25 protein-coding genes are annotated in these 24,125 nt (G+C 63.0%); 18 read left to right on the top strand and 7 right to left on the bottom strand.

Annotated features, from left to right (window positions below; genetic code table 11):
* Window positions 1–44: 44 nt before the first annotated feature.
* Window positions 45–437 (bottom strand): DoxX family protein, encoded by a 393-nt coding sequence (locus M729_RS0102645; RefSeq protein WP_013530889.1) that lies wholly within the window; start codon window positions 435–437, stop codon window positions 45–47.
* Between the two features lie 196 nt (window positions 438–633).
* Here M729_RS0102645 and M729_RS0102640 point away from each other — a divergent pair, with 196 nt between their 5' ends.
* Window positions 634–1,122, top strand: a complete 489-nt coding sequence (locus M729_RS0102640) for a hypothetical protein (protein WP_084652544.1) — start codon at window positions 634–636, stop codon at window positions 1,120–1,122.
* An 82-nt stretch (window positions 1,123–1,204) separates the two neighbouring features.
* Here the strand turns inward: M729_RS0102640 and M729_RS0102635 are convergent, their stop codons facing one another.
* Window positions 1,205–1,981, bottom strand: a complete 777-nt coding sequence (locus M729_RS0102635) for a VOC family protein (protein WP_013530891.1) — start codon at window positions 1,979–1,981, stop codon at window positions 1,205–1,207.
* 166 nt (window positions 1,982–2,147) lie between these two features.
* Here M729_RS0102635 and M729_RS0102630 point away from each other — a divergent pair, with 166 nt between their 5' ends.
* The 11 genes from M729_RS0102630 to M729_RS0102580 all read left to right on the top strand — a co-directional run bounded on the left by M729_RS0102630 (window position 2,148) and on the right by M729_RS0102580 (window position 13,676).
* The gene (locus M729_RS0102630) at window positions 2,148–2,885 is read left to right on the top strand and encodes a gamma-glutamylcyclotransferase (RefSeq protein WP_024501513.1); all 738 of its coding nucleotides are present in this window, start codon (window positions 2,148–2,150) and stop codon (window positions 2,883–2,885) included.
* Between the two features lie 120 nt (window positions 2,886–3,005).
* On the top strand, window positions 3,006–4,370 hold the full coding sequence (locus M729_RS0102625; protein ID WP_027160678.1) for an NAD(P)-dependent oxidoreductase: 1,365 nt from the start codon (window positions 3,006–3,008) through the stop codon (window positions 4,368–4,370).
* A gap of 2 nt (window positions 4,371–4,372) precedes the next feature.
* Entirely contained in the window at window positions 4,373–5,686 is a 1,314-nt protein-coding gene (gene preA, locus M729_RS0102620; RefSeq protein ID WP_027160677.1) for an NAD-dependent dihydropyrimidine dehydrogenase subunit PreA, read from the top strand.
* A 109-nt stretch (window positions 5,687–5,795) separates the two neighbouring features.
* Window positions 5,796–6,299, top strand: coding sequence for an Rrf2 family transcriptional regulator (locus M729_RS0102615; protein WP_027160676.1), 504 nt, complete (start codon window positions 5,796–5,798; stop codon window positions 6,297–6,299).
* 43 nt (window positions 6,300–6,342) lie between these two features.
* A complete protein-coding gene (locus tag M729_RS0102610; RefSeq protein ID WP_027160675.1) occupies window positions 6,343–6,801 on the top strand; it encodes a carboxymuconolactone decarboxylase family protein in 459 nt (152 codons plus the stop codon).
* 72 nt (window positions 6,802–6,873) lie between these two features.
* Entirely contained in the window at window positions 6,874–7,251 is a 378-nt protein-coding gene (locus tag M729_RS0102605; RefSeq protein ID WP_013530897.1) for a DoxX family protein, read from the top strand.
* Between the two features lie 114 nt (window positions 7,252–7,365).
* Window positions 7,366–8,427, top strand: coding sequence for a glycosyltransferase family 4 protein (locus tag M729_RS0102600; RefSeq protein WP_027160674.1), 1,062 nt, complete (start codon window positions 7,366–7,368; stop codon window positions 8,425–8,427).
* A 50-nt stretch (window positions 8,428–8,477) separates the two neighbouring features.
* Window positions 8,478–10,640, top strand: coding sequence for an amylo-alpha-1,6-glucosidase (locus M729_RS0102595; RefSeq protein ID WP_027160673.1), 2,163 nt, complete (start codon window positions 8,478–8,480; stop codon window positions 10,638–10,640).
* Window positions 10,641–10,782: 142 nt separating this feature from the next.
* Complete coding sequence (locus M729_RS0102590; protein WP_027160672.1) at window positions 10,783–12,585, top strand: trehalose-6-phosphate synthase; 1,803 nt, start codon at window positions 10,783–10,785, stop codon at window positions 12,583–12,585.
* Window positions 12,582–13,364, top strand: a complete 783-nt coding sequence (gene otsB, locus M729_RS0102585) for a trehalose-phosphatase (protein WP_084652543.1) — start codon at window positions 12,582–12,584, stop codon at window positions 13,362–13,364. Before M729_RS0102590 ends, otsB begins: the two co-directional genes overlap by 4 nt.
* A gap of 60 nt (window positions 13,365–13,424) precedes the next feature.
* Window positions 13,425–13,676, top strand: a complete 252-nt coding sequence (locus M729_RS0102580; protein WP_027160670.1) for a hypothetical protein — start codon at window positions 13,425–13,427, stop codon at window positions 13,674–13,676.
* 30 nt (window positions 13,677–13,706) lie between these two features.
* Here M729_RS0102580 and M729_RS0102575 read toward each other — a convergent pair whose 3' ends face one another.
* Complete coding sequence (locus tag M729_RS0102575; RefSeq protein WP_013530903.1) at window positions 13,707–14,429, bottom strand: SDR family oxidoreductase; 723 nt, start codon at window positions 14,427–14,429, stop codon at window positions 13,707–13,709.
* Window positions 14,429–15,271: an SDR family oxidoreductase gene (locus M729_RS0102570; protein WP_027160669.1), complete on the bottom strand. Its 843-nt coding sequence runs from the start codon at window positions 15,269–15,271 to the stop codon at window positions 14,429–14,431. The genes M729_RS0102575 and M729_RS0102570 overlap by 1 nt, the downstream gene beginning before the upstream one ends.
* A gap of 103 nt (window positions 15,272–15,374) precedes the next feature.
* Here M729_RS0102570 and M729_RS0102565 point away from each other — a divergent pair, with 103 nt between their 5' ends.
* Window positions 15,375–16,262, top strand: coding sequence for a helix-turn-helix transcriptional regulator (locus M729_RS0102565; RefSeq protein WP_027160668.1), 888 nt, complete (start codon window positions 15,375–15,377; stop codon window positions 16,260–16,262).
* A gap of 200 nt (window positions 16,263–16,462) precedes the next feature.
* Here M729_RS0102565 and M729_RS0102560 read toward each other — a convergent pair whose 3' ends face one another.
* The gene (locus tag M729_RS0102560; protein WP_013530906.1) at window positions 16,463–17,098 is read right to left on the bottom strand and encodes a TetR family transcriptional regulator C-terminal domain-containing protein; all 636 of its coding nucleotides are present in this window, start codon (window positions 17,096–17,098) and stop codon (window positions 16,463–16,465) included.
* A 226-nt stretch (window positions 17,099–17,324) separates the two neighbouring features.
* On the opposite strand from M729_RS0102560, the gene M729_RS0102555 reads away from it, so the two are divergent.
* Window positions 17,325–18,653: an aspartate aminotransferase family protein gene (locus M729_RS0102555; RefSeq protein WP_013530907.1), complete on the top strand. Its 1,329-nt coding sequence runs from the start codon at window positions 17,325–17,327 to the stop codon at window positions 18,651–18,653.
* 75 nt (window positions 18,654–18,728) lie between these two features.
* On the opposite strand, the gene M729_RS0102550 is transcribed toward M729_RS0102555, so the two are convergent.
* Window positions 18,729–19,367, bottom strand: coding sequence for a TetR/AcrR family transcriptional regulator (locus tag M729_RS0102550; protein WP_013530908.1), 639 nt, complete (start codon window positions 19,365–19,367; stop codon window positions 18,729–18,731).
* Window positions 19,368–19,488: 121 nt separating this feature from the next.
* Between M729_RS0102550 and M729_RS0102545 the strand changes: the two genes are divergently transcribed.
* The 3 genes from M729_RS0102545 (at window position 19,489) to M729_RS0102535 (ending at window position 22,633) form a co-directional block, all read left to right on the top strand.
* A complete protein-coding gene (locus tag M729_RS0102545; protein ID WP_027160667.1) occupies window positions 19,489–20,739 on the top strand; it encodes a Zn-dependent hydrolase in 1,251 nt (416 codons plus the stop codon).
* Between the two features lie 63 nt (window positions 20,740–20,802).
* Entirely contained in the window at window positions 20,803–22,254 is a 1,452-nt protein-coding gene (gene hydA, locus M729_RS0102540; protein WP_027160666.1) for a dihydropyrimidinase, read from the top strand.
* A gap of 43 nt (window positions 22,255–22,297) precedes the next feature.
* A complete protein-coding gene (locus M729_RS0102535; protein WP_244514313.1) occupies window positions 22,298–22,633 on the top strand; it encodes a hypothetical protein in 336 nt (111 codons plus the stop codon).
* 110 nt (window positions 22,634–22,743) lie between these two features.
* Here the strand turns inward: M729_RS0102535 and M729_RS01000000134595 are convergent, their stop codons facing one another.
* A complete protein-coding gene (locus M729_RS01000000134595) occupies window positions 22,744–23,106 on the bottom strand; it encodes a cupin domain-containing protein (protein WP_050596165.1) in 363 nt (120 codons plus the stop codon).
* 142 nt (window positions 23,107–23,248) lie between these two features.
* Here M729_RS01000000134595 and M729_RS0102525 point away from each other — a divergent pair, with 142 nt between their 5' ends.
* Window positions 23,249–24,040 carry an ABC transporter ATP-binding protein gene (locus M729_RS0102525; RefSeq protein ID WP_013530913.1) on the top strand — a complete coding sequence of 264 codons (792 nt, stop codon included), beginning with the start codon at window positions 23,249–23,251 and terminating at the stop codon, window positions 24,038–24,040.
* The last annotated feature ends 85 nt before the right edge of the window (window positions 24,041–24,125 follow it).

Raw genomic sequence — 24,125 nt, 5'->3', positions numbered from 1 at the left:
CACTTTTGGGCGACATGCACCAGGCCCGCATCCTCTTTCTGGCGTCAGGCGCTGCGGCGGCTGTCCAGCGCGAAAGCGCCGGCGCCGGCAAACACCAGATAGAGGAAGATGAAGCAGAACGAGATCGCCGAATCGCCGCCATTGTTGACCGGGAAGAAGTCGCGCGGCATGTGCGCCATGAAATAGGCGATCGCCATTTCGCCGGCCAGAAGGAATGCCACCGGTCGCGTGAACAGGCCCAGCGCGAGCAGGATGCCGCCGGCGAATTCGAGGATGGCGGCAGTCGTGGTCAGCCCGGAAAGGGCGTGCGGATCGACGCTGACGGGGAAGTTGAACAGTTTCTGGCTGCCATGCTCGATGAACTGCAGCGCGGTCATGATGCGCAACACGCCGAGCGCCTGCGGCTGGTATCTGGAGAGGCTTTCGAAAAGCTTCATAATGACTCCATTTTCAATCCGTCCGGCCATAGATTATCGCCCAGGAATGGACCATTCACTTCCCATGGCCTGGCGTCAACAATCGGTGATTGAAAATGTCCCCAGCTTGACCCTTCATATTTTTCCCGCAAGGGTTGCATTTCTATCGTTGCGGTTGTATTGGTGCGGCCACTCTAGAAATGTGGGTTCCCTTTCCATGAAAAAAGTCGCCATCAGCCTCTTCGCAATTCTTGCAGGCACCAGCTTTGCCATGGCCGAGGACGCCGGCTGTGAGGCCTTCAAGTGGCCCGTGACGCGGGAGCAGACCCTGTTTGCCGCGGCACCGGCAACGCCGTCCGGAGCGGCACTGGCGGTTGGTGCGGCTGCGGACCTGGCGCTGGTGCCGGTAGAGAAAGCCGGTTTTGCGGTAGCGCCCGAACGTGCGCCGGCATCAGACAGTTTCGGGGCCGTCGCCAGCGTGGAGGTGCCATCCGAGGGAGCCATCCAGATAAGTCTCTCGGGGGAGGCCTGGATCGATGTCATCCAGGATGGCCAGGCCATCAAGTCGGCGGGCTACAGTGGCGTGAAAACATGCCCTGGCATCCGCAAGAGCGTGCGCTTCAAGCTTGCGCCCGGCCCGGCCACCGTTCAGTTCAGCGGCGCGAAAAAAGCTGAGTTGAAGGTTGCGGTGCTGGCGCCGGAATGAGGCGGCGCCAGGCAGGGGGGAGAGGCCTTCATCGGTGGTCCGATGAAGGCCCGCACTTTGTGTCGGCGGTGTTCGATCGCCGTCAGCGGACTGGCGCCATCAAGGCGAAGTGTGCGCCTTGCGGGTCCTGGCACTGCACGATCCAACTGCCGCCGGGGACCTCCATCGGCCCCATCAGGATCTTGCCGCCATTGTCGGTGACCCGTTTGGCCGCCGCGTCGATGGCCGCAACGTTGAAGTAGAATTGCCAGACCGGGACCGGGATCTGCGCGGGCTTGTTCATGATGCCGCCGCCGGATTCGGGGCCGGCCGTAAAAGTCTGGTACGTGCCCATCGGGCCCATGTCGAAATCGCCGGCGTCGACCCAGCCGAACTGGTCGGAATAGAAATCGAACGCGGCTTTCCAGTCCGACGTGTAAAGCTCGTGCCAGCCGATGTGGCCCGGCGTGCTGGCCGGCACGACAGGCTGGTCGGGACCGTTCGGCTGCAGGAACATGAAGGTCGCGCCTTGCGGATCGGCGACGACGGCAAAGCGGCCGACGCCCGGAATGTCGTCGGGCTGGCGGTGAACGGTGCCGCCGGCTTTCTCCAGCGATGCAGTTGCGGCATCGACATCCCTGGTGTGGATATAGCCGAGCCAGGCAGGCGGCATGCCCATCTTGGCGGCATCCTCGGGCAAGGTCATCAGGCCGCCGACGCCACGTTCGCCGACATTCATGACGATGTAGCGCGGCATGCCGGGTGCCTTATCGAAGGGCTGCGCCGTCCAGCCGACCACTTGGGTGTAGAACGCCTCGGCGGCGTCGAGATCTGATGTCATCAATTCGTACCAGAAGAAGGGCATCGGGGTTTTTGGCATTTTCGGTCTCCTCACCTTTCATGAATCGATCGTCGTCCATCATAGGACGATCCTCACGACGGAAATCCGACACCGCCCGGACAACAATGGGTGTGTGTGCCAAGCGTTCCCTGATTGCGCATCCAGCGGTTTTCGATTTCTCTGCGGTGATGAGGGGTTGTCGTCCATGCGCTTGATGTCGCTCACGCCCGAGCTTGTCGCACTGTGCCATCGGGAAGAGGCCGATCCCGGTCCGGACCCGAGCTGGACAGACATGAACGACGAGGACTTTCGAACCCTCGCCTTGCGACTGTCCAATGAAGCCGATGAGGGACCGTTATGGGTGTTCGCCTATGGGTCGTTGATCTGGAAGCCGGAATTCGAGTCGGTCGAGCAACAGCTCGCCACGGCCTTCGGCTGGCACCGCTCCTTCTGCCTCGACATGGTGCGCTGGCGCGGCAGCGCCGAGCAGCCTGGGTTGATGATGGCGCTCGAGCGGGGCGGGCGCTGCAACGGCGTGATCTATCGCTTGCCGGAGGGTGAGAAGCCGGCGCAGATCGAAAGGCTGTTGCGGCGCGAGATCAGCGACCATGAAAGCATCGAGACGGTCCGCTGGCTGCCGGTGCATACGCCGCAGGGTAAGCTGCGCGCGCTCGGCTTCTGGGTCGGCGTGAAGGGCAGGGGAACGTCGCTGAACCAGCCGCTGGACAGAGTGGCGAGCGTGCTGGCCAGAGCCTGCGGGCATATCGGATCCGGCGCCGAATATCTCTACAACACGGTCAGCCATCTCGAAGCATTCGGCATCCGCGACCGCAATCTGTGGCGATTGCAGGAATTGGTGGCGCAGGAGGTCAGGGCCATCCATGGCCGCAAGCTTGAGCCTGGCCTTTCGCTCGCACTGCAAGCCCGACCGCAGTCGCAATAATATGAGTAAAAAAATCATGTTATTGCCGAGCCTTTTCAGTGACTTGCGTCGAAAATTGACCAATTGATAAAAAAATAAAACGTGCTAGCCTTCTCCAAAAGAAAACATGGGGAACTGACGATGCCAGAAGGCCAATTCAGGGAAGGCATAGCGGGCGGCAGGCTCTCGGCCGACCAGTATGCGGATAATTTTTCCGACCTGCATCCGCCGCTCGATCACCACGAGGCGCTGGTCGAATCCGATCGCTGCTATTTCTGCTACGACGCGCCGTGCATGAATGCATGCCCGACCTCGATCGACATTCCGCTGTTCATCCGCCAGATCTCGACCGGCAATCCGATCGGTTCGGCCAAGACCATCTTCGACCAGAACATATTGGGCGGCATATGCGCCCGCGTCTGCCCGACCGAGACGCTGTGCGAGGAAGTCTGCGTGCGCGAGGTGGCGGAAGGCAAGCCGGTGCAGATCGGCCGCCTGCAGCGCTACGCCACCGACGTCGCCATGGGCGAGAACAAGCAGTTTTATCCGCGCGCCGAGCCGACCGGCAAGACGGTCGCCGTGGTCGGCGCCGGGCCGGCCGGCCTTGCCGCCGCGCACCGGCTCGCCCGCCACGGCCATGACGTGACCATCCTGGAGGCGCGCGCGAAGGCCGGCGGCCTCAACGAATACGGCATCGCCGCCTACAAGAGCGTCGACGATTTCGCCCAGGCCGAAGTCGACTACGTGACCGCGATCGGCGGTATCGACATCCAGAACGGCAAGGCGCTCGGCCGCGACTATCAGCTGTCGGATCTGATCCGCAATTACGACGCGGTGTTTCTCGGCATGGGCCTTGGCGGTGTCAATGCGCTGCGTGCCGATGGCGAGGACGCTGACGGCGTCATCAACGCGGTCGAGTTCATTGCCGAGCTGCGCCAGGCCAGCGACCTTTCCGGCCTGCCGGTTGGTCGCCGCGTCGTCGTCATCGGTGGCGGCATGACGGCCATCGACGCCGCGGTACAGTCGAAGCTGCTCGGCGCCGAGGAGGTGACGATCTGCTACCGGCGCGGCCAGGAGCACATGAATGCGTCTGAGTTCGAGCAGGATCTGGCCGCTGCCAATGGCGTCAGCATCCGTCACTGGCTGCAGCCGAAGCGGGTGATCGCCGAGAGCGGCAAGGTCACTGCCGTCGAACTCGAATACACCGCCCTCAACGGCGACAGGCTTGCCGGCACCGGCGAGACGCTGACGCTCGTTGCCGACCAGGTGTTCAAGGCGATTGGCCAGAGTTTTGTCCCGGCCGCCCTCAACGGCAGCGGTGCATCGATCGACCTCGAAGCCGGCCGCATCAAGGTGGATTCGGAAGGGCGCACGTCGCTTGCCAAGGTCTGGGCCGGTGGCGACTGCATCTTCGGTGGCGACGACCTCACCGTCTCGGCGGTCGCGCAGGGACGCGACGCTGCGGAGAGCATCAATCGGGCACTGACCTCGAACGGGAGGGCATGAGCATGGCGGATATCAGAAACAATTTCGTCGGCATCAAGTCGCCCAATCCGTTCTGGCTGGCCTCGGCGCCGCCGACCGACAAGGCCTACAACGTCATCCGCGCCTTCAAGGCCGGCTGGGGCGGCGTGGTGTGGAAGACGCTGGGCGAGGAGGGCCCACCGGTGGTCAACGTCAACGGTCCGCGCTACGGCGCGATCTGGGGCGCCGACCGCCGCCTGCTCGGCCTCAACAACATCGAACTGATCACCGACCGCGACCTGCAGGTCAATTTGCGCGAGATCAAGCAGGTCAAGAAGGACTGGCCCGACCGCGCCATCGTCGTCTCGCTGATGGTGCCCTGCGTCGAGGAAGCCTGGAAGGCGATCCTGCCGGTGGTCGAGGAGACCGAAGCCGACGGCATCGAGCTCAATTTCGGCTGTCCGCACGGCATGTCGGAACGCGGCATGGGCGCCGCCGTCGGCCAGGTGCCGGAATATATCGAAATGGTAGTGCGCTGGTGCAAGCAGAACACCCGTATGCCCGTCATCACCAAGCTGACGCCCAACATCACCGATGTGCGCAAGCCCGCGCGCGCAGCACATGCCGGCGGCACCGACGCGGTGTCGCTGATCAACACCATCAATTCGATCACTGGTGTCGATCTCGACAGCTTCGCGCCGCAGCCGACCATCGACGGCAAGGGCTCGCATGGCGGCTATTGCGGGCCGGCGGTAAAGCCGATCGCCATGAACATGGTGGCCGAGATCGCGCGCGATCCGGAAACGCAGGGCCTGCCGATCTCCGGCATCGGCGGCATCACCACCTGGCGTGACGCGGCCGAATTCATGGCGCTCGGCGCCGGCAATGTGCAGGTCTGCACGGCGGCGATGACCTACGGCTTCAAGATCGTGCAGGAGATGATCGCGGGCCTGGAAAACTGGATGGACGAGAAGGGGCACGCCTCGCTCGACGACATCGTCGGCCGCGCCACGCCCAATGTCACCGATTGGCAGTATCTCAACCTGAACTACGTCGCCAAGGCGCATATCGACCAGGATGCCTGCATCAAGTGCGGCCGCTGCCACATCGCCTGCGAGGACACTTCGCACCAGGCGATCACCAGCATGGTCGACGGCGTCAGGCACTTCGAGGTCATCGATGCCGAGTGTGTCGGCTGCAATCTCTGCGTCAATGTCTGCCCGGTCGAGAACTGCATTACCATGGAGCCGCTGGCAGCCGGTGTGATGGACCAGCGCACCGGCAGGCCGGTATCGCCGGTCTACGCCAACTGGACCACGCACCCGAACAACCCGATGGCCAAGGTGGCTGCGGAGTAGGAACTACCCCCAAGAGAAAATCGGCGCTTTCGAGCGCCGTTTTTCATTTTCCTATTGCAGATAAGAATTATCCACGATAGTATGTATCCATGAATAAGGAACCTGTTCGATGAAGCTGGGCGAGGGTGTTGAAGCAGCCATCCATTGCGCCGCCACGCTGGCCAGTGTGGAAGGCAATAGCACCATGCCGGGCGCCGCTCTCGCCGAGGCCTTTGGCCTTTCGCCGAGCTATCTGCTCAAGCATCTCAACATGCTGAGCGCGGCGCGCGTCCTGGAATCGGTGCCCGGGCCTGCCGGTGGCTATCGGCTGGCGCGGCCAGCCGAGCGCATCACGCTGCTCGACATCGTGCTGGCCGTCGAGGGCCGCGAGCCGGCCTTCCGCTGCGGCGAGATCCGCCAGCGCGGTCCGGTGAAGCTCGATGCGTTGGCCTATGTGAAACCCTGCGGCATCAACGCCGCGATGCTGAAGGCCGAACGCGCCTATCGCGCCGCGCTCGCCGAGACCAAGCTGTCCGATATCGTGGCCACCTACGCGGCAGAAGGCGATCCCAGGTCGCTTGCTGCGAGCTGCGCCTTTGTCGAGCGCCACCAGCGGCCGCAGAAATCCAGTTAACCCCAAAACCTCAAAACCCAAGCAGACGTGAAAGGACAAGACGATGAAACAGAGGCTGCAATTTTTCGCCAAAGCGCCGGAGATCATGAAGGCGGTGTCGGCGCTCAACAAGGCGGTGGACGAATGCGGGCTCGAGGTGAGCCTGCTGCACCTGATCAAACTCAGGGCTTCGCAGATCAATGGCTGCTCGTTCTGCGTCGAGATGCACAGCCGCGAGGCCAGGCGCGACGGCGAGACCGAGCAGCGGCTCTATCTGGTTTCAGCCTGGAAGGAATCGCCGCTGTTCTCGGAGCGTGAACGCGCGGCTTTGGCCTGGACCGAAGCCGTCACCCTGATCGCCAGCAATGGCGTGCCGGACGAACTTTATGCACGTACGCTGGAGCATTTCTCAGAAGAGGAGCTGGTCAAGCTGTCCGTTGCGCTCGGCATGATCAACACCTGGAACCGGCTGTGCATCCCGTTCCAGGCCATACATCCGATGCCGGCGGCCAAGGCTGCCTGATTGTCCAATCATGTTGGGAGCGCCGTAGAGAGCGCGCTCCCACTGCCTTGAACCTTTAAAGGGGAGAGTTTGATGCCTGCGGATTTGCCTTCGACCTTGTTGTTTCTCGCTCGCCTGCTGCTCGGCGGCGCCTTCGTTTTCGCCGGCCTGCGCAACATCCAGAACGCGGCCTTCCTGACCCAGCTAATGGCCGCGCGCGGTGTGCCGCAGGCGCGGTTGGCACTGTGGACTGGTATCGTGCTTCAGGTCGCCGCCGGTGTGCTGGTCATCGCAGGATTGTGGACGGCACTCGCGGCCACGGTGCTGCTGCTGTTCCTCATCGTCGCCACGCCGATGTTCCACAATTTCTGGGACCATCAGGGTCCGGACCGTGCGTCCCGCATCAATGGCTTCGTCGGGAATGTTGCCCTGAGCGGTGGCTTTCTGACCCTGATCGCGCAATCCGTTTGACGCACAGTTCCATGCCGACTGCGGCCTCTGGTGCCGACGGCTCGACCATAAAATCGGAACCAATCGAGCCGTTGACGCATTTCACACCTGCATGCCCAGCATCCAGGATGAAATATGAAAATCGCCCATGTCGCGCCGCTTTATGAATCGGTGCCGCCAAGGCTCTATGGCGGCACCGAGCGCATCGTCTCGTATCTGACCGAAGCGCTGGTCGATCTGGGGCATGAGGTGACGCTGTTTGCCAGTGGCGACAGCCAGACCTCCGCGAAGCTGGTACCCAGCCGGGAACGCGCGTTGCGCCTCGATCCGCGTCCGCTCAAATCCGAGATCGCGGCGCATCTTTCGATGCTTGCGCAGGTGAGGGAACGGGCGTCGGAGTTCGACGTCATCCACTTCCACCTCAGCCACTTCCTGCACTTTTCCTTCTTTGAGGATATTGCGGAGCGGACGGTGACGACGCCGCATGGCCGCCTGGATTATGTCGACCTGGCGCCGGCCTATGAACGGTTCCCGCGCTTTCCCCTGATTTCCATTTCGCACAGCCAGAAGGCGGGCCTTGCCAACGCCAACTGGTTGGCGACGATCCATCACGGATTGCCGACTGCTCTCTACGAACCGACGTTCGAGACGGCCGCCGAAGAACCCTACCTTGCCTTCCTCGGCCGGTTCTCACGCGACAAGCGCCCGGATCGCGCCATCGAGATCGCCTTGCGTTCGGGGCTCAAGCTCAAGCTCGCGGCAAAGATCGGCGACGACGATCGCGCCTATTTCCGTGAGGTGGTCGAGCCTTTGATCGATGGCGATCGCGTTGTCTATGTCGGTGAGATCGAGGAAAACCAGAAGGCGAAATTTCTCGGCAAGGCGGCAGGCCTGCTGTTCCCGATCGACTGGCCGGAGCCGTTCGGCCTTGCCGCTATCGAGGCAATGGCCTGCGGTACACCGGTCATCGGCTGGAATTGCGGTGCGCTGCCGGAGATCATCGATCAAGGCGTCACCGGTTTTATCGCTGACACAATGGATAGCGCGGTCGCTGCGGTGCCGGACTTGCTGCAACTCGACAGGCGAAAGGTGAGGGCCGTTTTCGAAAAGCGGTTCTCCGCCAGGAGAATGGCCGGCGACTATCTGGCCGCCTATGCGGGCCTGATCGGCGTCCCGAGCACGGCGAAGGCGTCTTGAGCAGCGACGTGCACGAGCCACGGCAACGAAACAACAGGGATCTTTGACGAATGGCCCAACTCGATGAGCGCCAGCTCGATCCTGCGGTCGCGCTTGCATCGCTCGACGCCACCGCCCCTCGCGAGCCGCATCGGTTGTTTGCGCTCAAGCAGGGCGATTGCTTCGCCGTTGCCGACGCCTATGGCGACATACGTGGCGCCGGCGACGGTTTCTTTCGCGACGACACGCGGGTTCTTTCCGAGTTCCGGCTGACCGTCGGCGGCAGGCAGACATCTCTGCTCGGCGCCTCGCTCAGCCAGGACAATGTGCTGTTCACCACCAATTTGACCAATCTGCCGATACAGAGCGCCGGTGGACGCGACATCCCGCAGGGAGCCATTCACATCGAACGCGTCAGACTGCTTTGGCAGGACAGGCTGTTTGAACGCATCACCCTTTCCAATTACAGCCGGGAACACTCGACGATCAGCGTTTCCCTGCACTATTCCGCCGATTTCCGCGACATGTTCGAAGTGCGTGGCTCGACACGGCCGAAGCGCGGGCTGGCCCATGCCGCCGAAACAAACGCGACGTCGGTCCTGCTGCGCTATGATGGGCTCGATGGCCTGGCCCGCCTCTCGGCGATATCGTTCTCGCAGGCGCCGGACCAACTGAGTGCCAACCGTGCCGATTTCCTGATCGCCGTGACCAAGCGCAGCAGGAAGGTGCTTTATGTCGAGGTCGGTCCCGAGGTGGCCGACAAGCCCGACCGCGACCGGTTCCGCGCCGCTGCCGCCCGCGCCCGTTTTGGCATGCGGGCCAAACGTCGCCATGGCGCGACGGTGCGCAGCTCGGGCCGTGTCTTCAACGACTGGGTCGAGCGCGCTCGCGCCGATGTCGCGCTGCTGACCACCGAGCTGGCGACCGGCCCCTATCCCTATGCCGGCATCCCCTGGTTCTCGACGGCGTTCGGCCGCGACGGCGTCATCTCGGCGCTGCAGATGCTGTGGCTCAATCCGGGCCTGGCGCGGGGCGTGCTGGCCTTTCTGGCCCAGCATCAGGCGACCGAGACATCGCCGTTCAGCGATTCGCAGCCGGGCAAGATCATGCACGAGACCCGCAAGGGCGAAATGGTGGCGCTGCGGGAGCTTCCCTTTGGCCGCTACTACGGTGGCGTCGATACGACACCGCTCTACATCTACCTTGCCTGTGCCTACGCCGATCGTACCGGTGACATGGCGTTCATCGACGGCCTGTGGCCGTCGCTGTGCGCCGCGGCCGAATGGACGGAGGAGGCGGGCCGGGAGACCGGATTCGTGACTTACCAGCGAGCGGCCGAGTCCGGCCTCGCCAACCAGGGATGGAAGGACAGTTTCGATTCGGTCTTCCATGCCGATGGCCGCATTCCCAAGGGCCCGATCGCCCTTGTCGAAGTGCAGGGCTATGTCTTTGCCGCCTTCCGGGGGCTGGCGGCACTTGCCCGTCGCCGGGGCGAGAACGACAGGGCCGACCACTGGGATGATCGCGCCGAAGCGATGCGGGTTGCCGTGGAACGGGATTTCTGGCTTGACGATCTCGGCTTCTATGCGCTGGCAATCGACGGTGCCGGCGAGCCCTGCAAGGTGCGGACCTCGAATGCGGGGCATCTGCTCTTTGTCGGATTGCCTGAGCCTGCGCGGGCCCAGATGGTGGCTGACCAGCTGCTTTCCGCCTCCTTCCATTCGGGCTGGGGACTGCGGACGCTCGCCGACGATGCCGTGTTCTTCAATCCGATGTCGTACCACAATGGCTCGATCTGGCCGCACGATACCGCCCTTTGCGGTGCCGGGCTGGCGCGCTATGGCGAGCGCGAAAGCGTGGTTCGCCTGATGAGCGGCACGTTCGAATCCGCGGTCCATTTCAACATGCGGCTGCCCGAACTGTTCTGCGGTTTTACACGTGCGCCGGGCGAAGCACCCATCGCCTATCCCGTCGCCTGCCTGCCGCAAGCGTGGTCGGCGGGCTCGGCTTTCATGTTGATGCAGGCCTGTCTTGGCCTGGAGATCGACGGCTGGGAGGGTGAGATTCGCGTTGGCCGCCCCAGGCTGCCGATCGGCATCGACACGCTGACACTGCGGCACCTGGGCGTCGGCGACCGGGTCGTCGATCTCACCTTCCAGCGCGTCGGCGACCGGGTCGTCGCTTTCCTGGCCGACCGCCATGAAGGGCTGGTGCCGCTCATAGTAAGAACATGATCCGAACAAAATTGGCGGAACCGATCCAGGCCTTGTGCGTTGCAAAAACACTGGTCCGAACGCCGACCACGTGGCCGGCGGACCGTTTCAAACGGGAAACACGAACAAACGGTCGCCGACGGCCGGGGTGAGTTGACGTTCAATGACAAACTACGGTGCGGACCTGCTCTGGGTTCTGATTTTCGCGAGCCTCGGTTTTTCCGCTCTTGCCGTATTCCTCTCCATATCGCGGCACCGTCGCCGTCATCCTCCTGCCGTCCCACATACGGCAGGCGAAGATGTGGCGGCGGAGGCCGCGCGCAAGGTGATACGGGAGTTCGAAAAGAACGGCCAATCGGCCGATGCCGCGCTGGTGACCTGGTCGCCCGAAACATTGCGCAAGATCCTGGCCGACGATCTGCCCGATGCGCAGGTTATCGTGGTGTCCAATCGCGAGCCGTACATCCACAATGTGAAGGACGACGGCGTCGAGGTGAAGGACGACGGCGTCGAGTTGCTCGTCCCGGCCAGCGGGCTGGTGTCGGCGCTCGAGCCGATCACCCGCGCCTGTGCCGGCACCTGGATCGCCTATGGCGGCGGGACGGCGGACCGCCTCACCGTCGACGACCACGATCGTGTGCAGGTGCCGCCTGGCAACCCGTCCTACACGCTGCGCCGGGTCTGGCTGACGGAGGAAGAGCATCAGGGCTATTATCTCGGTTTCGCCAATGAGGGCCTTTGGCCGCTTTGCCATATCGCCTTCACCCGGCCGATTTTTCGCGCCTCCGACTGGGCTGCCTATGAAGCCGTCAACCGGAAGTTTGCAGATACCGTGGTTGCCGAGGCGCGCAACGAGCGGCCGATCGTGCTGGTTCAGGATTACCATTTCGCGCTGCTGCCGCGCATGATCCGCGAGCGCCTGCCGGAGGCGATCGTCATCACTTTCTGGCACATCCCCTGGCCAAATTCGGAAGTGTACAGCATCTGCCCATGGCGTGAACGCATCCTCGAAGGCCTGCTCGGCAGCTCGATCATCGGCTTCCACACCCAGTTCCATGCCAACAATTTCACCGAAAGCGTCGATCGCTTCCTGGAAAGCCGCATCGAGCGGGCCGATGCGGCCATCTCCTACGGCGGACGGACCACATTGGTGCACGCCTATCCGATCTCGATAGAATGGCCGGCGGACCTGCTGGCGAAACTTCCCGCTGTCGACGATTGCCGCGCTCGCATGCGCGAGAGGTTCGGCCTTAAAGCGGATGTGAAGCTGGCCGTCGGGGTCGAGCGCCTCGATTATACCAAGGGCATTCTCGATCGGTTTCACGCTTTGAACGAATTGTTCAAGCGACAGCCTGAGTGGATCGGAAAACTGGTCTTCCTGCAGATCGCGGCACCCAGCCGCGGCACGCTGCCTGCCTACAAGCTGCTCCATGACGAGTGCCACCGTTATGCCGAAGAGCTCAACCGGCGTTATGGCAGTGAGGGCTACAGGCCGGTGATCATGGTGGCCGAACATCACTCGCAAGAACAGGTCTACGAGATCTATCGGGCCGCCGACATATGCATGGTCACCAGCCTGCATGACGGCATGAACCTCGTCGCAAAGGAATTCGTCGCCGCGCGCGACGACGAGCAGGGCGTTTTGATGCTCAGCACATTCGCCGGCGCCTCGCGTGAATTGCTGGAGGCGCTTATCGTCAACCCTTACGATGCCGCCATGATGAGCGGAGCGCTGTTGCAGGCACTGACCATGTCGCCCGAAGAACAGCGCGAGCGCATGCGCCCCATGCGCGAGACAATCCGCAACAACAATGTCTATCGCTGGGCCGGCAGCATGCTTCTGGATGCGGCACGTTTGCGCAAGCGCGGGGACCTCGATCGGGTGACCGGTGCCGTCAGCGACCCGCCGCCCAGCGTCGACAATGTCGTCTCCATTTTTGAGCGCAGACGGGTGGCGATGTCATGAGCGATGCGCTGCAAAATATTGTTGGCGAGACCCTGCACAAGCCGCAGGCCGTCATGGAGAAACCGCACACTGTGCTGACCGGCGAATGGGCGTTGTTCCTCGACATCGACGGAACCCTGCTGGAACATGCCGAACACCCGGACGCCGTCTCGGTCAGCGACGAGCTCCGCTCCTTGCTGCAAGGCCTGGATCGCAAGCTGAACGGGGCATTGGCCTTCATAACAGGCCGTTCCGTCGCGGCTGTCGATCATCTGTTTCAGCCTTTGAAGCTGCGCGCCGCCGGGCTCTATGGCCTGGAACATCGGCTCCTACCGAACGACGACGTCGAAGTCGCGGATGAGCCGGCGGATATTTCTGCGCTTGCCGACGAGATCGAGGCCGAGCTCGGTCGTGGCGCCTATATCGAGCGCAAAGGACGGGTGCTGGCCATCCACACGCGCGCCGCCCCGCATCTGCTTCCGCGCGCGACGCAGCTGGTCGAGCAGGCGCTGGCCACGCTGCCAAAGGGCTACCGGGTGGTTCCCGGCAATGCCGGTGTGGAACTGCTGCCGCTCGAGGCCGCCAAGGGCGCCGCGATCCGGCGTTTCATGGAAATTGCGCCATTCACGGGCCGTCGCCCGGTCTTCCTGGGCGACGACACGTCGGATGAAAACGGTTTTGAGGCCGTCAATGATGCCGGCGGCATATCGATACGCGTCAAACCACCAGCGCACACCGTAGCGCGGTACGGGCTTGCCGATGTTGTCGAGACGCTGGCCTGGCTGAGAGGTCAACTTTAGATCCAGCCGACGCAACCGCGATCGCGCCTCCTGGAAAGGGCAAGGAAAGGAACGGTTTCGATGGGACGCTTTGCACAATTGGTCCGAGAGATCACCCCGAACTGGCTGCACTCTCGCTCCTCCCGCCATGACATTGCCGACGTTTCACCGTCCGACGCGGATTTCAGCTGGCAAGAGGCGATCGACAACAAGATGTATGGGGCTGATACGCCTGATTATTCCTACGTTCCGGAAAAGCCCGCTGCGGTGAGACCGGGCGGTGACAGCCCCGGCGAAAAGAGCGTGCGGGGTGATCCAAAGAGAGCCAATTGAGGGTGAAAGCCTGTCGGCGCCCGATGAACGCTACGCCGCAAATCGCAGTCCGCCGTCGCAGGTCAGCACCTGACCGGTCATGAAGCCGTTGGAGACGAGGAAGGCTATTGCCGCGGCGACGTCTTCGGCGCGACCGATGCGGCCAACCGGGGTCCTGCCGGCATAGTCGGCAAACAGCGCCTGCCTCTGCTCCTCGGCCAGAAAGTCCCACCAGGGCGTGTCGATGACGCCTGGCGCCACGACATTGACGCGCAGCGGTTTCAACTCCATCGCCAGGATCGGCACCACGGTCAACAGCATGCCGTTGATGGCGGCGATACCGGCGACGCCGGGCGTTGCGAGCTGCGCCGACACCGCCGAGATGAAGGTGACCGATCCGGCCTTGTTGAGTGTCGGCAAGGCGGCCTGCAGGCAGGACAGCTGCGGGCGGACCTTTTCCTCCACGCCACTGCCGATGTCACTCAGGTCAAGCGCCGGGAACGGGCCGAGGCCCTTGCCGCCGCTGGCCGCCAGCACCAAGTGATCAAAGGGGCCGAGGCGCTCGAAGAATTGACGGACCTCATCCGGCTTCGACGCGTCGAAAGCGGCCTTCTCGGCAGCACCGCCAAGGCTCTTCCAAGCGCTCTTCAGCTTGTCCTCGTTGCGGCCGGTGATGGTTACCTTCATGTCCGGGCCAAGCAGTTTGCGCGCCGTCGCCAGCCCGATGCCGGACGAGCCGCCGATGATGACGGTGTGTTGGATTGCCTTGGTCATCAATGCTGTTCCTTCGATGTGGGGGAGGCCGGGCCGATGAGGTCGAGGCTCAAGCTTCTCAGCTGTTGCCTTGCCTTGGCGTCGTAGGCCTGAGCATCGGCGCGGGATTCCCGCAGGCCGTCGAAATAGAGGCCGCTTTTCCCGTTGAGCGTGGGTGAGGTGGCGAGATTGAGGATGGCGTCGGCACCGGTCTCGACCGAACTCCACGGCGTCACCCCGGCCTGCCGGACCATGGTTGTGTTCATGTAGCTCGCCGGATGCAATGCGTTGACGGTGACGCCGGTGCCTTTCAACTGTTCGGCCAAATCGACGGTGAACAGAATCTGCGCCAGCTTGCTCTGGCAATAAGCGCGCACCCCGTCATAGGAGCGGGTCAGCATGACATCGCTGAAGTCGATCGCCTGCTGCCCCGCAGAGGCGACATTGACGATGCGCGCCGGCGCACTGGCCTTCAGCAATGGCAGGAGCTCCGATGTCAGCAGGAAACCGGCGAGATAGTTGACCGCGAAGCGCAGTTCATAGCCGTCGGCACTCACCTGCCTTTTGGCACCTTGGCCCGCTGTGCCGATGCCGGCATTGTTGATGAGGATGTCCAGCCGGTTCGTCCGGGCGCGCACCGCCTCGGCGAGGTGGCGCACCTCGGCCAGCGAAGAGAGGTCGGCGACCAGAAGCTCGGCCTTGCCGCCGGCGGCTTCGATCTCGGTGACAACAGCCTTGCCGCGCGTTGCATCGCGGCCGTGCACCAGCACACGGGCGCCCGCGGCGCCGAGCCGTTGCGCGACAACGCGGCCGACGCCGTCTGTCGAGCCGGTGATGAGGATCGTCTTGTCTTTGAGTTCCATGTTCAGAGCCTCCGTTCTGTTGCTCTGAACGGAAGATGGGGCAGTTGGCGCTGGCCAAACAGTTCAAACTTTATCCTGGTATCAATACTGCTATAATACGCGCATGGAGTCCCAACCTCACGCGGCCCCCACACGTTCGGCTGAAGACAGCCGCCGGCGCGAACTCGGCGCCTTCCTGCGCTCGCGCCGCGAAAGGCTGACGCCCTCGGCCGCAGGCATCGCCATCGGTCTCAGGCGACGTACGCCGGGCTTGCGCCGCGAGGAGGTGGCGATGATCGCCGGTGTCGGCACGACCTGGTACACATGGCTGGAGCAGGGGCGGGAGGTCAGGCCCTCGGTCGAGGTGCTGACGGCGCTCGCCGAAGCACTGCGCCTCGACGCCGCCGAAAAACAGCATCTGTTCATCCTCGCCGACCGCCAGCAGCCGGAGCGCCGTGCCGTAGCGCCGGAAAAGGTCGATGGCCCGTTGCTGCACATGCTGCAGAGCCTGGTGCTGCAGCCGGCCTATGTCGTCGGGCGGCGCTGGGACGTGCTGGCCTGGAACCCGGCGGCGGTGGCGGTGTTCGGCGATTATGGTCTGCTGGAGGGTGACGCCCGCAACATCGTCCACATGGTGTTCACGAGCCCGCATCACCGGCACCTGCTGGTTGACTGGGAGCAACTGGCGCGCACCGTGCTGGCCTCGTTCCGGGCCGCGAGCGCCCGCTATGTCGGCGATCCGGATTTCGAGCGGCTGATCGAGTTGATGACCCGTTCGAGCCCCGAATTTCGTGCCTGGTGGCCGCAGCGCGACGTCGCGCATCGGTTGTCGGGGGTGAAACATGTCCGGCACCCGAGCGCGGGCGCCATGACCTTCGAGCATATGAGCCTGTCGATCGGCGACGGCTCGGACATGAAGCTGATCGTCTACACGCCGTTAGCCGAGCAGAATTCGATCGCCAAGCTGCAGGCATTGCTGGACGCGCTGCCGGCCGAGCGGCGCAGCGCCTGAGGTTGGCTGGCGTCCCCCTCGGCTTCGTCATCCACGGGCGAAGCGGACGCGGAGACCCGAGGATCCATGCCGGGACGTTTGCCGAAGAGTACTACGGAGCAGAATTTGGACCTTTGCGGCGCGTTGAAGTCGCGGCATGGATTCTAGGGTCTGCGCCGCGTCGCTTCGCTCCTTGCTTCGCCCTAGAATGACGAAACCATTTAGCCCTTCGGCTTCAGCCCATCGAGGAACAACTGCTCGAGAAATCTTGCCGCATCCTCGAAGCGGCCGTCGCCGCCGCGGTTCGGTCCGAGCACGGCGCGGACCTGGACGTCGAAATCGGCATAATGCTGCGTCGTCGCCCAGATCGAGAAGATCAGGTGCCACGGGTCGGTCTTGGCGATCTTGCCGGCGCGCATCCAGCCCTTGATGACGGCGGCCTTCTCGTCGACCAGCGTTTTCAGTTCGCCCGCCAGCAGCGGCATGATGCGCGGCGCGCCTTGCAGGATCTCGTTGGCGAACAGCCGGCTCTCGCGCGGAAAATCGCGCGCCATCTCCAGCTTGCGCCTGATGTAGCTGCGCAGTTCGGTTAGGGGATCGCCAATGTCGTCAAGTTCGCGCAGTGGCGCCAGCCAGGTGTCGAGCAGGCGCTGCATCAGCGTTTCGTGGATGTCTTCCTTGCGCCGGAAATAATAGAGCAGGTTCGGCTTCGACATGCCGGCGGCTTCGGCGATCTGGTCGATGGTCGAGCCGCGAAAGCCGTTGGTGGAGAAGACCTCAAGCGCCGCCTCCAGGATGAGTTCGCGCTTTTCCTGCTGGATGCGGGTGCGGCGAGGGGCATCCGTGCCGATGGTCACCGTGGCAAGCCCTCGTGTTGAGGCTCATCTGGACCAATTCTCTGGACCAGTTTTTCCCTAGCCTGTGGAACGCACTTCAGGTGCCGCATTTCCGCTAGTAATCCTTGACCGCCTAAAGGGCGGTGCTAACGTTTGTCCAATCGGTCAAAAATTTGCGTAGCATGAAAACGCGGCAAAGACCAAGCGTTGGGCGCAGCGAAACAGTTTACAAGGGGAAGTCCTGGTCATGTCCAACCGGCTGAAAGTCACGCCGAACGATCTCAGTGCATTCTGGATGCCGTTCACGGCAAACCGGCAGTTCAAGCAGGCGCCGCGCATGATGGTGTCCGCCAAGGACATGCATTACACAACCAGCGACGGCCGCAAGGTGCTCGACGGCACCGCCGGCCTGTGGTGCGTCAATGCCGGCCACTGCCGTCCGAAGATCACCGAGGCGATCCAGCACCAGGCTGCCGAACTCGATTATGCGCCGGCCTTCCAGATGGGCCATCCGATCGTGTTCGAACTGGCCAATCGCCTGGTCGACCTGGCGCCCAAGGGCATGGACCATGTCTTCTTCACCAATTCCGGCTCGGAATCGGTCGAGACGGCGCTCAAGATGGCGATCGCCTATCACCGTGTGAAGGGCGAGGGCTCGCGCACCCGGTTGATCGGCCGCGAGCGCGGCTATCACGGCGTCAATTTCGGCGGCATTTCGGTCGGCGGCATCGTCACCAACCGCAAGATGTTCGGCACGCTGCTCGGCGGCGTCGACCATATGCCGCACACGCATCTGCCGGAAAAGAACGCCTTCACCAAGGGTGTGCCGGAGTATGGCGCGGAACTCGCCAACGAGCTGGAGCGTATCGTCGCCCTGCACGACGCTTCGACCATCGCCGCCGTCATCGTCGAGCCGGTCGCCGGCTCCACCGGCGTCATCCTGCCGCCGAAGGGTTATCTGGAGAAGCTGCGCGAGATCTGCACCAAGCACGGCATCCTGTTGATCTTCGATGAGGTCATCACCGGTTTCGGCCGTCTCGGCACACCGTTCGCCGCCGACTATTTCGGTGTCACGCCCGACATCATGACCACCGCCAAGGGCGTCTCCAACGGCGTCATCCCGATGGGCGCGGTGTTTGTGAAGAAGGAGATCCACGACGCCTTCATGACCGGCCCCGAGCACATGATCGAGTTCTTCCACGGCTACACCTATTCGGGCAACCCGATCGCCTGCGCGGCCGCACTCGGCACGCTTGACACCTACAAGGAAGAGGGCTTGCTGACCCGTGGCGAGGAGCTGGCGCCGTACTGGGAAGACGCGCTGCATTCGCTGAAGGGCGAGCCGAACGTCATCGATATCAGGAACATCGGCCTGATCGGTGCGATCGAGTTGGCGCCGATCGCCGGCCAGCCGACCAAGCGGGCCTTCTCGGCCTTCGTCAAGGCGTTCGAGCGCGGCGCGCTGATCCGCACCACCGGCGACATCATCGCGCTGTCGCCGCCGCTGATCATCACCAAGGGCCAGATCAACGAATTGATCGACCATGTTCGCGATGTGCTGAGGTCAATCGATTGACGGACTGACGCGGTCGGTTGAGGTCGGCGCGGCAGCGCGCCGACCTGACCTTTTGCTTGCAACGAACCATTACAGTCAGGCGGGCAACGCACCGATCCCGGTCAGGATCACCCGCTTGATATTTTCCTTGGCTTCCCGCCATTGCCGGTCGGACAGAGGTTTTCCGCCATTGAGTGTCTCGATCTGATGGCCGAAATCGGCGTAGTGCTGGGTCGTAGCCCAAAGCATATAGAGCAGATGGCGCGGATCCACCGGGTCCATCTTGGCTTCCTCGATCCAGCGCCTGATGATCTCGACGCGGCCGTCGGTCCATTCGCGCAGCGTCGATTCCATATAGTCCTGAAGCACCGGCGCCCCGTGCATCACTTCGGAGGCCCAGACCTTCGAGCCGTCCGGATGGCGGCGTGATATTTCCATCTTGGCGTCGATATAGGCACTGATGCCGTCTATGGGCCCGCGCGCCGCGTCGAAGCAATTGGCCGCCTGTAGCCAGATTTCAAAGATGTTTTGAACGACCGACCGGTAAAGCTCTTCCTTGGTGGCGAAATAGTAGTGGAGATTTGCCTTCGGCAATCCCGCCAGATCCGCAATCAACTGCATCGTGGCGCCGCCAAACCCTGCCTCCGCAAACACCTTCTCTGCAGCGACGAGAATGGTTTTTTCATTCTCTCGGCGGATCTCCTGTCGCCGCATGGGGCGGGTGGGTTCTGCCATGTCTACCCCAAGATTCTAGTTGACCGCTTGGTCAGGTTGTGTAGTTTAAAAGCTGACCATACGGTCAAGCTGTAAATCACTCAAGGGGCGACAAGACCCCCGGTGTAGATGGGAACTCGAGATGGCCGCACCCGGCGAGAATCTGCGAATCAATTCAGACCGTTTGTGGGATTCCATCATGGAGATGGCGAAGATTGGCCCCGGCATTGCCGGCGGCAACAATCGCCAGACCGTGACCGACGAAGACGGCGAAGGGCGGCATCTGTTCAAGCGCTGGTGCGATGCGGCCGGGCTCGAAATGGGCGTCGATGAAATGGGCACGATGTTTGCCCGCCGCGAAGGCACCGATCCCAGCCTGCCGCCGGTCTATGTCGGCAGCCATCTCGATACGCAGCCGACCGGCGGCAAGTATGACGGCGTGCTCGGCGTACTGGGCGGGCTTGAAGTGGTGCGCTCGCTCAACGATCTCGGCATCAAGACCAAACATCCGATCGTCGTCACCAACTGGACGAACGAGGAGGGCTCGCGCTTTGCGCCGGCTATGATGGCGTCCGGCGTGTTCGCCGGCGTGCTCGACCAGGCCGATGTGTACGGGCATGTCGACAAGCAGGGCAAGAAATTCGGCGAGGAACTGGAGCGCATCGGCTGGAAAGGCACCGAGAAGGTCGGCGACCGCAAGATCCATGCCTTCTTCGAACTGCATATCGAACAGGGTCCGATCCTCGAGGACGAAGATATCGACATCGGGGTCGTCACCCATGGCCAGGGCCTGAAATGGCTGCAGGTGACGCTGACCGGCAAGGAAGCCCATACCGGCTCGACGCCGATGCCCAAGCGCCGCAATGCCGGGCTCGGCATGGCGCGGGTGATCGAACTGGTGCACGAGATCGCCATGGACTACCAGCCCGATGCCGTCGGCGCGGTCGGCCACATGGAGGTCTATCCCAATTCGCGCAACATCATCGCCGGGCGCACCGTCTTCACCGTCGATATCCGTTCGCCGGAAAAGGAAGTGCTGGACGCGATGGATGGCCGCATCCGCGAAGGCATCGACACGATCTGCGATGCACTCGACATCCCCTACGAGATCGAACAGGTCGGCGCTTTCGATCCGGTGACTTTCGATGCCGGCTGCGTCAAGGCGATCCGCGATGCCGCCGACCGCCTTGGCTATTCCCATCGCAACATCGTTTCCGGTGCCGGCCACGACGCCTGCTGGATCAACCGCGTCGCGCCCACCGCCATGGTGATGTGCCCTTGCGTCGATGGCCTCAGCCACAACGAGGCCGAGGAGATCACCAAGGAATGGGCTTCGGCGGGTGCCGATGTCTTGTTCCACGCGGTGGTGGAGACGGCTGTCATCGTGGAGTGAGCTTAGAATCCACCTTCCAAACGACGCTCGTAAAGAAGCGCGAAGAGAACAAGGGAACAGTCAATGACCAAAGTCATCCGAAACGGCACCATCGTCACCGCCGACCGCACCTGGAAGGCCGATGTGCTGATGCAGCACGGCAAGATCGTCGCCATCGGTTCGGGCCTGCATGGCGACCATGAGTTCGACGCCACCGGCTGCTACATCATGCCGGGCGGCATCGACCCGCACACCCATCTCGAAATGCCGTTCATGGGCACCTATTCGGCCGATGATTTCGAATCCGGCACGCGCGCGGCGCTCTCCGGCGGCACGACGATGGTGGTCGATTTCTGCCTGCCGGCGCCGCAGCAGTCGCTGCTCGAAGCCTTGCAGATGTGGGACAACAAGACCTCGAAGGCGTCGTGCGACTACTCTTTCCACATGGCGATCACCTGGTGGGGCAAGCAGGTGTTCGACGAGATGGCCACGGTCGTCGACAAGGGCATCACCTCGTTCAAGCATTTCATGGCCTACAAGGGCGCGCTGATGGTCGACGACGACGAGATGTATGCGTCGTTCCAGCGCTGCGCCGATCTCGGCGCGCTGCCGCTCGTTCATGCCGAGAACGGCGACGTGGTGGCGGCACTGTCGCAGAAGCTGCTGGCTGCCGGCAACAACGGCCCCGAGGGCCACGCCTATTCACGGCCGCCCGAAGTGGAAGGCGAGGCGACCAACCGCGCCATCATGATCGCCGACATGGCCGGCGTGCCGCTCTATGTCGTGCATGTCTCCTGCGAGCAGAGCCACGAAGCGATCCGCCGGGCGCGCCAGAAGGGCATGCGGGTGTTCGGCGAGCCGCTGATCCAGCACCTGACGCTGGACGAGAGCGAGTATTTCGACAAGGACTGGGACCATGCGGCGCGCCGCGTGATGAGCCCGCCCTTCCGCAACAAATCGCACCAGGACTCGCTGTGGGCCGGCCTGCAGGCGGGTTCGCTGCAGGTGGTGGCGACCGATCATTGCGCTTTCACCACCAAACAGAAGCGCAACGGCGTCGGCGATTTCACCAAGATCCCGAACGGCACCGGCGGGCTTGAAGACCGCATGCCGGTGCTGTGGACCACAGGCGTCAACACCGGCCGGCTGACGATGAACGAGTTCGTCGCGGTGACCTCGACCAACATCGCCAAGATCCTCAACATGTATCCGAAGAAGGGCGCCATCGTAGAGGGCGCCGACGCCGACATCGTCGTCTGGGATCCCAAGCGCAAGAAGACAATTTCGTCCAAGAAGCAGCAATCGGTGATCGACTACAATGTCTTCGAGGGTTTCGAGGTGACCGGCCTGCCGCGGTTCGTGTTCTCGCGTGGCGAACTGTCGATCCAGGAGTCCGAGGTCAAGGCCAAGCCCGGCCATGGTGAATTCGTCGGCCGCGAGCCGAATGCGGCCGTCAACCGGGCGCTGTCGACGTGGAAGGAAATCTCCGCGCCGCGCAAGGTGGAACGCACCGGCATCCCGGCGACCGGGGTTTGAGGTGCGGCGCGGGGGACTTCTTTTCGCGGCAGTTTTGGTTCTGGTGGCCAGCCAAGTGTCGGCGGCCGGCATCGACCTAGCCAAACCTTATGGCAACAAGTCCGGCTGCATCAACAAGAACGGCCAGGAAGTCTACGCCGAGGACATGCTGCTTCTAACCAACACCGACTTCATCACGGCGACGAGCGCTTGCACCTTCACCGGCAAGAGGGTCCAGGCCGACGGCTCGCTTGTGGTGAAGGCGGAGTGCGAGGCCGAAGGCGAAGAGGGCAAGTCGCCCGCCACCTTCATCATCAAGCACAGCACCAAGAACGCCAAGAAACTGGTGATCGCGGATGCGGACGGCACCGTCTATGGGGAAGTGTCTCGGTGCCGATGATTGCCGAAGCTGGCGGGCGCAAACCTCTAGCAATTGGCCGACGGGCGCCTAGCCCGGCGAAGTCAGCTTCCGGCGACCAGCACATCCAGTTCCGGCAGCAGGACGACGCTTTACTGTTCGTTGGGATCGGTGCGCGCAATGACGGCAGAGGACGGGGCGCCGCTCAGGTTAGCCGGCAGATGAGGCACGCCGGCGGGGATGTAGAAGAGATCACCGGCCTTGACGACGATATGATGCTCGAGCCGGTCGCCATACCAGGTGTGAACTTCGCCGGAGAGCACATAGATCACCGTCTCGTGGCTCTCGTGCATATGCGCCTTGGCGCGGGCGCCGGGCGGCATGGTGAGCATGTGCATGCAGATGCCGGACGCACCGACGGTCTCGGCGGCAATGCCGGCGAAATAGGTCAGCCCCTGCTTGCCTTCATAAGTGCTTTCAGGGCGGATAAGATGACAAGTGGGTTTGGGCGACATCGGGGAAACTCCGGGCGTCGATCGCGTGGGACAAGGTCAGAGGGACAGGGCCAAATGGGACAGGGCAAGTGGAAAACAACATCGCGATAAAAGCAATCGGATTCCAGCCGCCGCAGGAACGGAAACAGGCAGGCGGCAGCCGATGACGGGGAATTCGCCAGCCGTCGTCGCGGCAAGCAAACTCGGGCTGACTTTCCAGACCAATGACGGGCCGGTGCAGGCGCTGTCCAATGTCGATCTCACCATCGGCAAGGGCGAGTTCGTCTCCTTCATCGGGCCTTCGGGCTGCGGCAAGACCACGCTGCTGCGCGTCATCGCCGATCTGGAGAAGCCGACCTCGGGGGCGATTTCCGTCAATGGCATGACAGCAGAGCAGGCGCGCGAGAAACGCGCCTATGGCTATGTCTTTCAGGCGGCGGCGCTGTTTCCGTGGCGGACCATCGAGCGCAATGTGGGGCTGCCGCTGGAGATCATGGGCCTATCCAGGGCGGAGCAAGGCGAGCGGATCAAGCGCACGCTCGGCCTCGTCAACCTCTCTGGATTCGAGAAGAAATATCCCTGGCAGCTCTCGGGCGGCATGCAGCAGCGCGCCTCGATTGCCCGTGCGCTGGCCTTCGACGCCGACCTGCTGCTGATGGACGAGCCGTTCGGCGCGCTGGACGAGATCGTGCGCGACCATCTCAACGAGCAGCTGCTGGAATTGTGGGGACGCACCAACAAGACCATCTGCTTCGTCACCCACTCCATTCCGGAGGCCGTCTATCTGTCGACGCGCATCGTCGTCATGTCGCCGCGCCCGGGCCGTGTCAGCGACATCATCGAATCGACGCTGCCGAGAGAGCGGCCGCTCGACATCCGCGAGACGCCGGAGTTTCTGGCGATCGCAGCGCGGGTGCGGGACGGGCTGCGCGCGGGGCACAGCTATGATGATTGAGGGGCAGGATGAGCTTCCTCCTCTCCCCAACGGGGAGAGGGTGGCCGGAGCGAAGCGGAGGTCGGGTGAGGGGGCGGCGCCGACG

The organism is Mesorhizobium sp. WSM1293, assembly GCF_000513875.1.
GTDB lineage: Bacteria > Pseudomonadota > Alphaproteobacteria > Rhizobiales > Rhizobiaceae > Mesorhizobium > Mesorhizobium ciceri.
This window is presented reverse-complemented; position numbering and strand designations above follow the sequence as displayed.

Bases quoted from the DNA above. Each gene is read 5' to 3' on its own strand.
- M729_RS0102645 (WP_013530889.1), bottom strand. From the start codon at position 437: ATGAAGCTTTTCGAAAGCCTCTCCAGATACCAGCCGCAGGCGCTCGGC.
- M729_RS0102640 (WP_084652544.1), top strand. From the start codon at position 634: ATGAAAAAAGTCGCCATCAGCCTCTTCGCAATTCTTGCAGGCACCAGC.
- M729_RS0102635 (WP_013530891.1), bottom strand. From the start codon at position 1,981: ATGCCAAAAACCCCGATGCCCTTCTTCTGGTACGAATTGATGACATCA.
- M729_RS0102630 (WP_024501513.1), top strand. From the start codon at position 2,148: ATGCGCTTGATGTCGCTCACGCCCGAGCTTGTCGCACTGTGCCATCGG.
- M729_RS0102625 (WP_027160678.1), top strand. From the start codon at position 3,006: ATGCCAGAAGGCCAATTCAGGGAAGGCATAGCGGGCGGCAGGCTCTCG.
- preA (WP_027160677.1), top strand. From the start codon at position 4,373: ATGGCGGATATCAGAAACAATTTCGTCGGCATCAAGTCGCCCAATCCG.
- M729_RS0102615 (WP_027160676.1), top strand. From the start codon at position 5,796: ATGAAGCTGGGCGAGGGTGTTGAAGCAGCCATCCATTGCGCCGCCACG.
- M729_RS0102610 (WP_027160675.1), top strand. From the start codon at position 6,343: ATGAAACAGAGGCTGCAATTTTTCGCCAAAGCGCCGGAGATCATGAAG.
- M729_RS0102605 (WP_013530897.1), top strand. From the start codon at position 6,874: ATGCCTGCGGATTTGCCTTCGACCTTGTTGTTTCTCGCTCGCCTGCTG.
- M729_RS0102600 (WP_027160674.1), top strand. From the start codon at position 7,366: ATGAAAATCGCCCATGTCGCGCCGCTTTATGAATCGGTGCCGCCAAGG.
- M729_RS0102595 (WP_027160673.1), top strand. From the start codon at position 8,478: ATGGCCCAACTCGATGAGCGCCAGCTCGATCCTGCGGTCGCGCTTGCA.
- M729_RS0102590 (WP_027160672.1), top strand. From the start codon at position 10,783: ATGACAAACTACGGTGCGGACCTGCTCTGGGTTCTGATTTTCGCGAGC.
- otsB (WP_084652543.1), top strand. From the start codon at position 12,582: ATGAGCGATGCGCTGCAAAATATTGTTGGCGAGACCCTGCACAAGCCG.
- M729_RS0102580 (WP_027160670.1), top strand. From the start codon at position 13,425: ATGGGACGCTTTGCACAATTGGTCCGAGAGATCACCCCGAACTGGCTG.
- M729_RS0102575 (WP_013530903.1), bottom strand. From the start codon at position 14,429: ATGACCAAGGCAATCCAACACACCGTCATCATCGGCGGCTCGTCCGGC.
- M729_RS0102570 (WP_027160669.1), bottom strand. From the start codon at position 15,271: ATGGAACTCAAAGACAAGACGATCCTCATCACCGGCTCGACAGACGGC.
- M729_RS0102565 (WP_027160668.1), top strand. From the start codon at position 15,375: ATGGAGTCCCAACCTCACGCGGCCCCCACACGTTCGGCTGAAGACAGC.
- M729_RS0102555 (WP_013530907.1), top strand. From the start codon at position 17,325: ATGTCCAACCGGCTGAAAGTCACGCCGAACGATCTCAGTGCATTCTGG.
- M729_RS0102550 (WP_013530908.1), bottom strand. From the start codon at position 19,367: ATGGCAGAACCCACCCGCCCCATGCGGCGACAGGAGATCCGCCGAGAG.
- M729_RS0102545 (WP_027160667.1), top strand. From the start codon at position 19,489: ATGGCCGCACCCGGCGAGAATCTGCGAATCAATTCAGACCGTTTGTGG.
- hydA (WP_027160666.1), top strand. From the start codon at position 20,803: ATGACCAAAGTCATCCGAAACGGCACCATCGTCACCGCCGACCGCACC.
- M729_RS01000000134595 (WP_050596165.1), bottom strand. From the start codon at position 23,106: ATGTCGCCCAAACCCACTTGTCATCTTATCCGCCCTGAAAGCACTTAT.
- M729_RS0102525 (WP_013530913.1), top strand. From the start codon at position 23,249: ATGACGGGGAATTCGCCAGCCGTCGTCGCGGCAAGCAAACTCGGGCTG.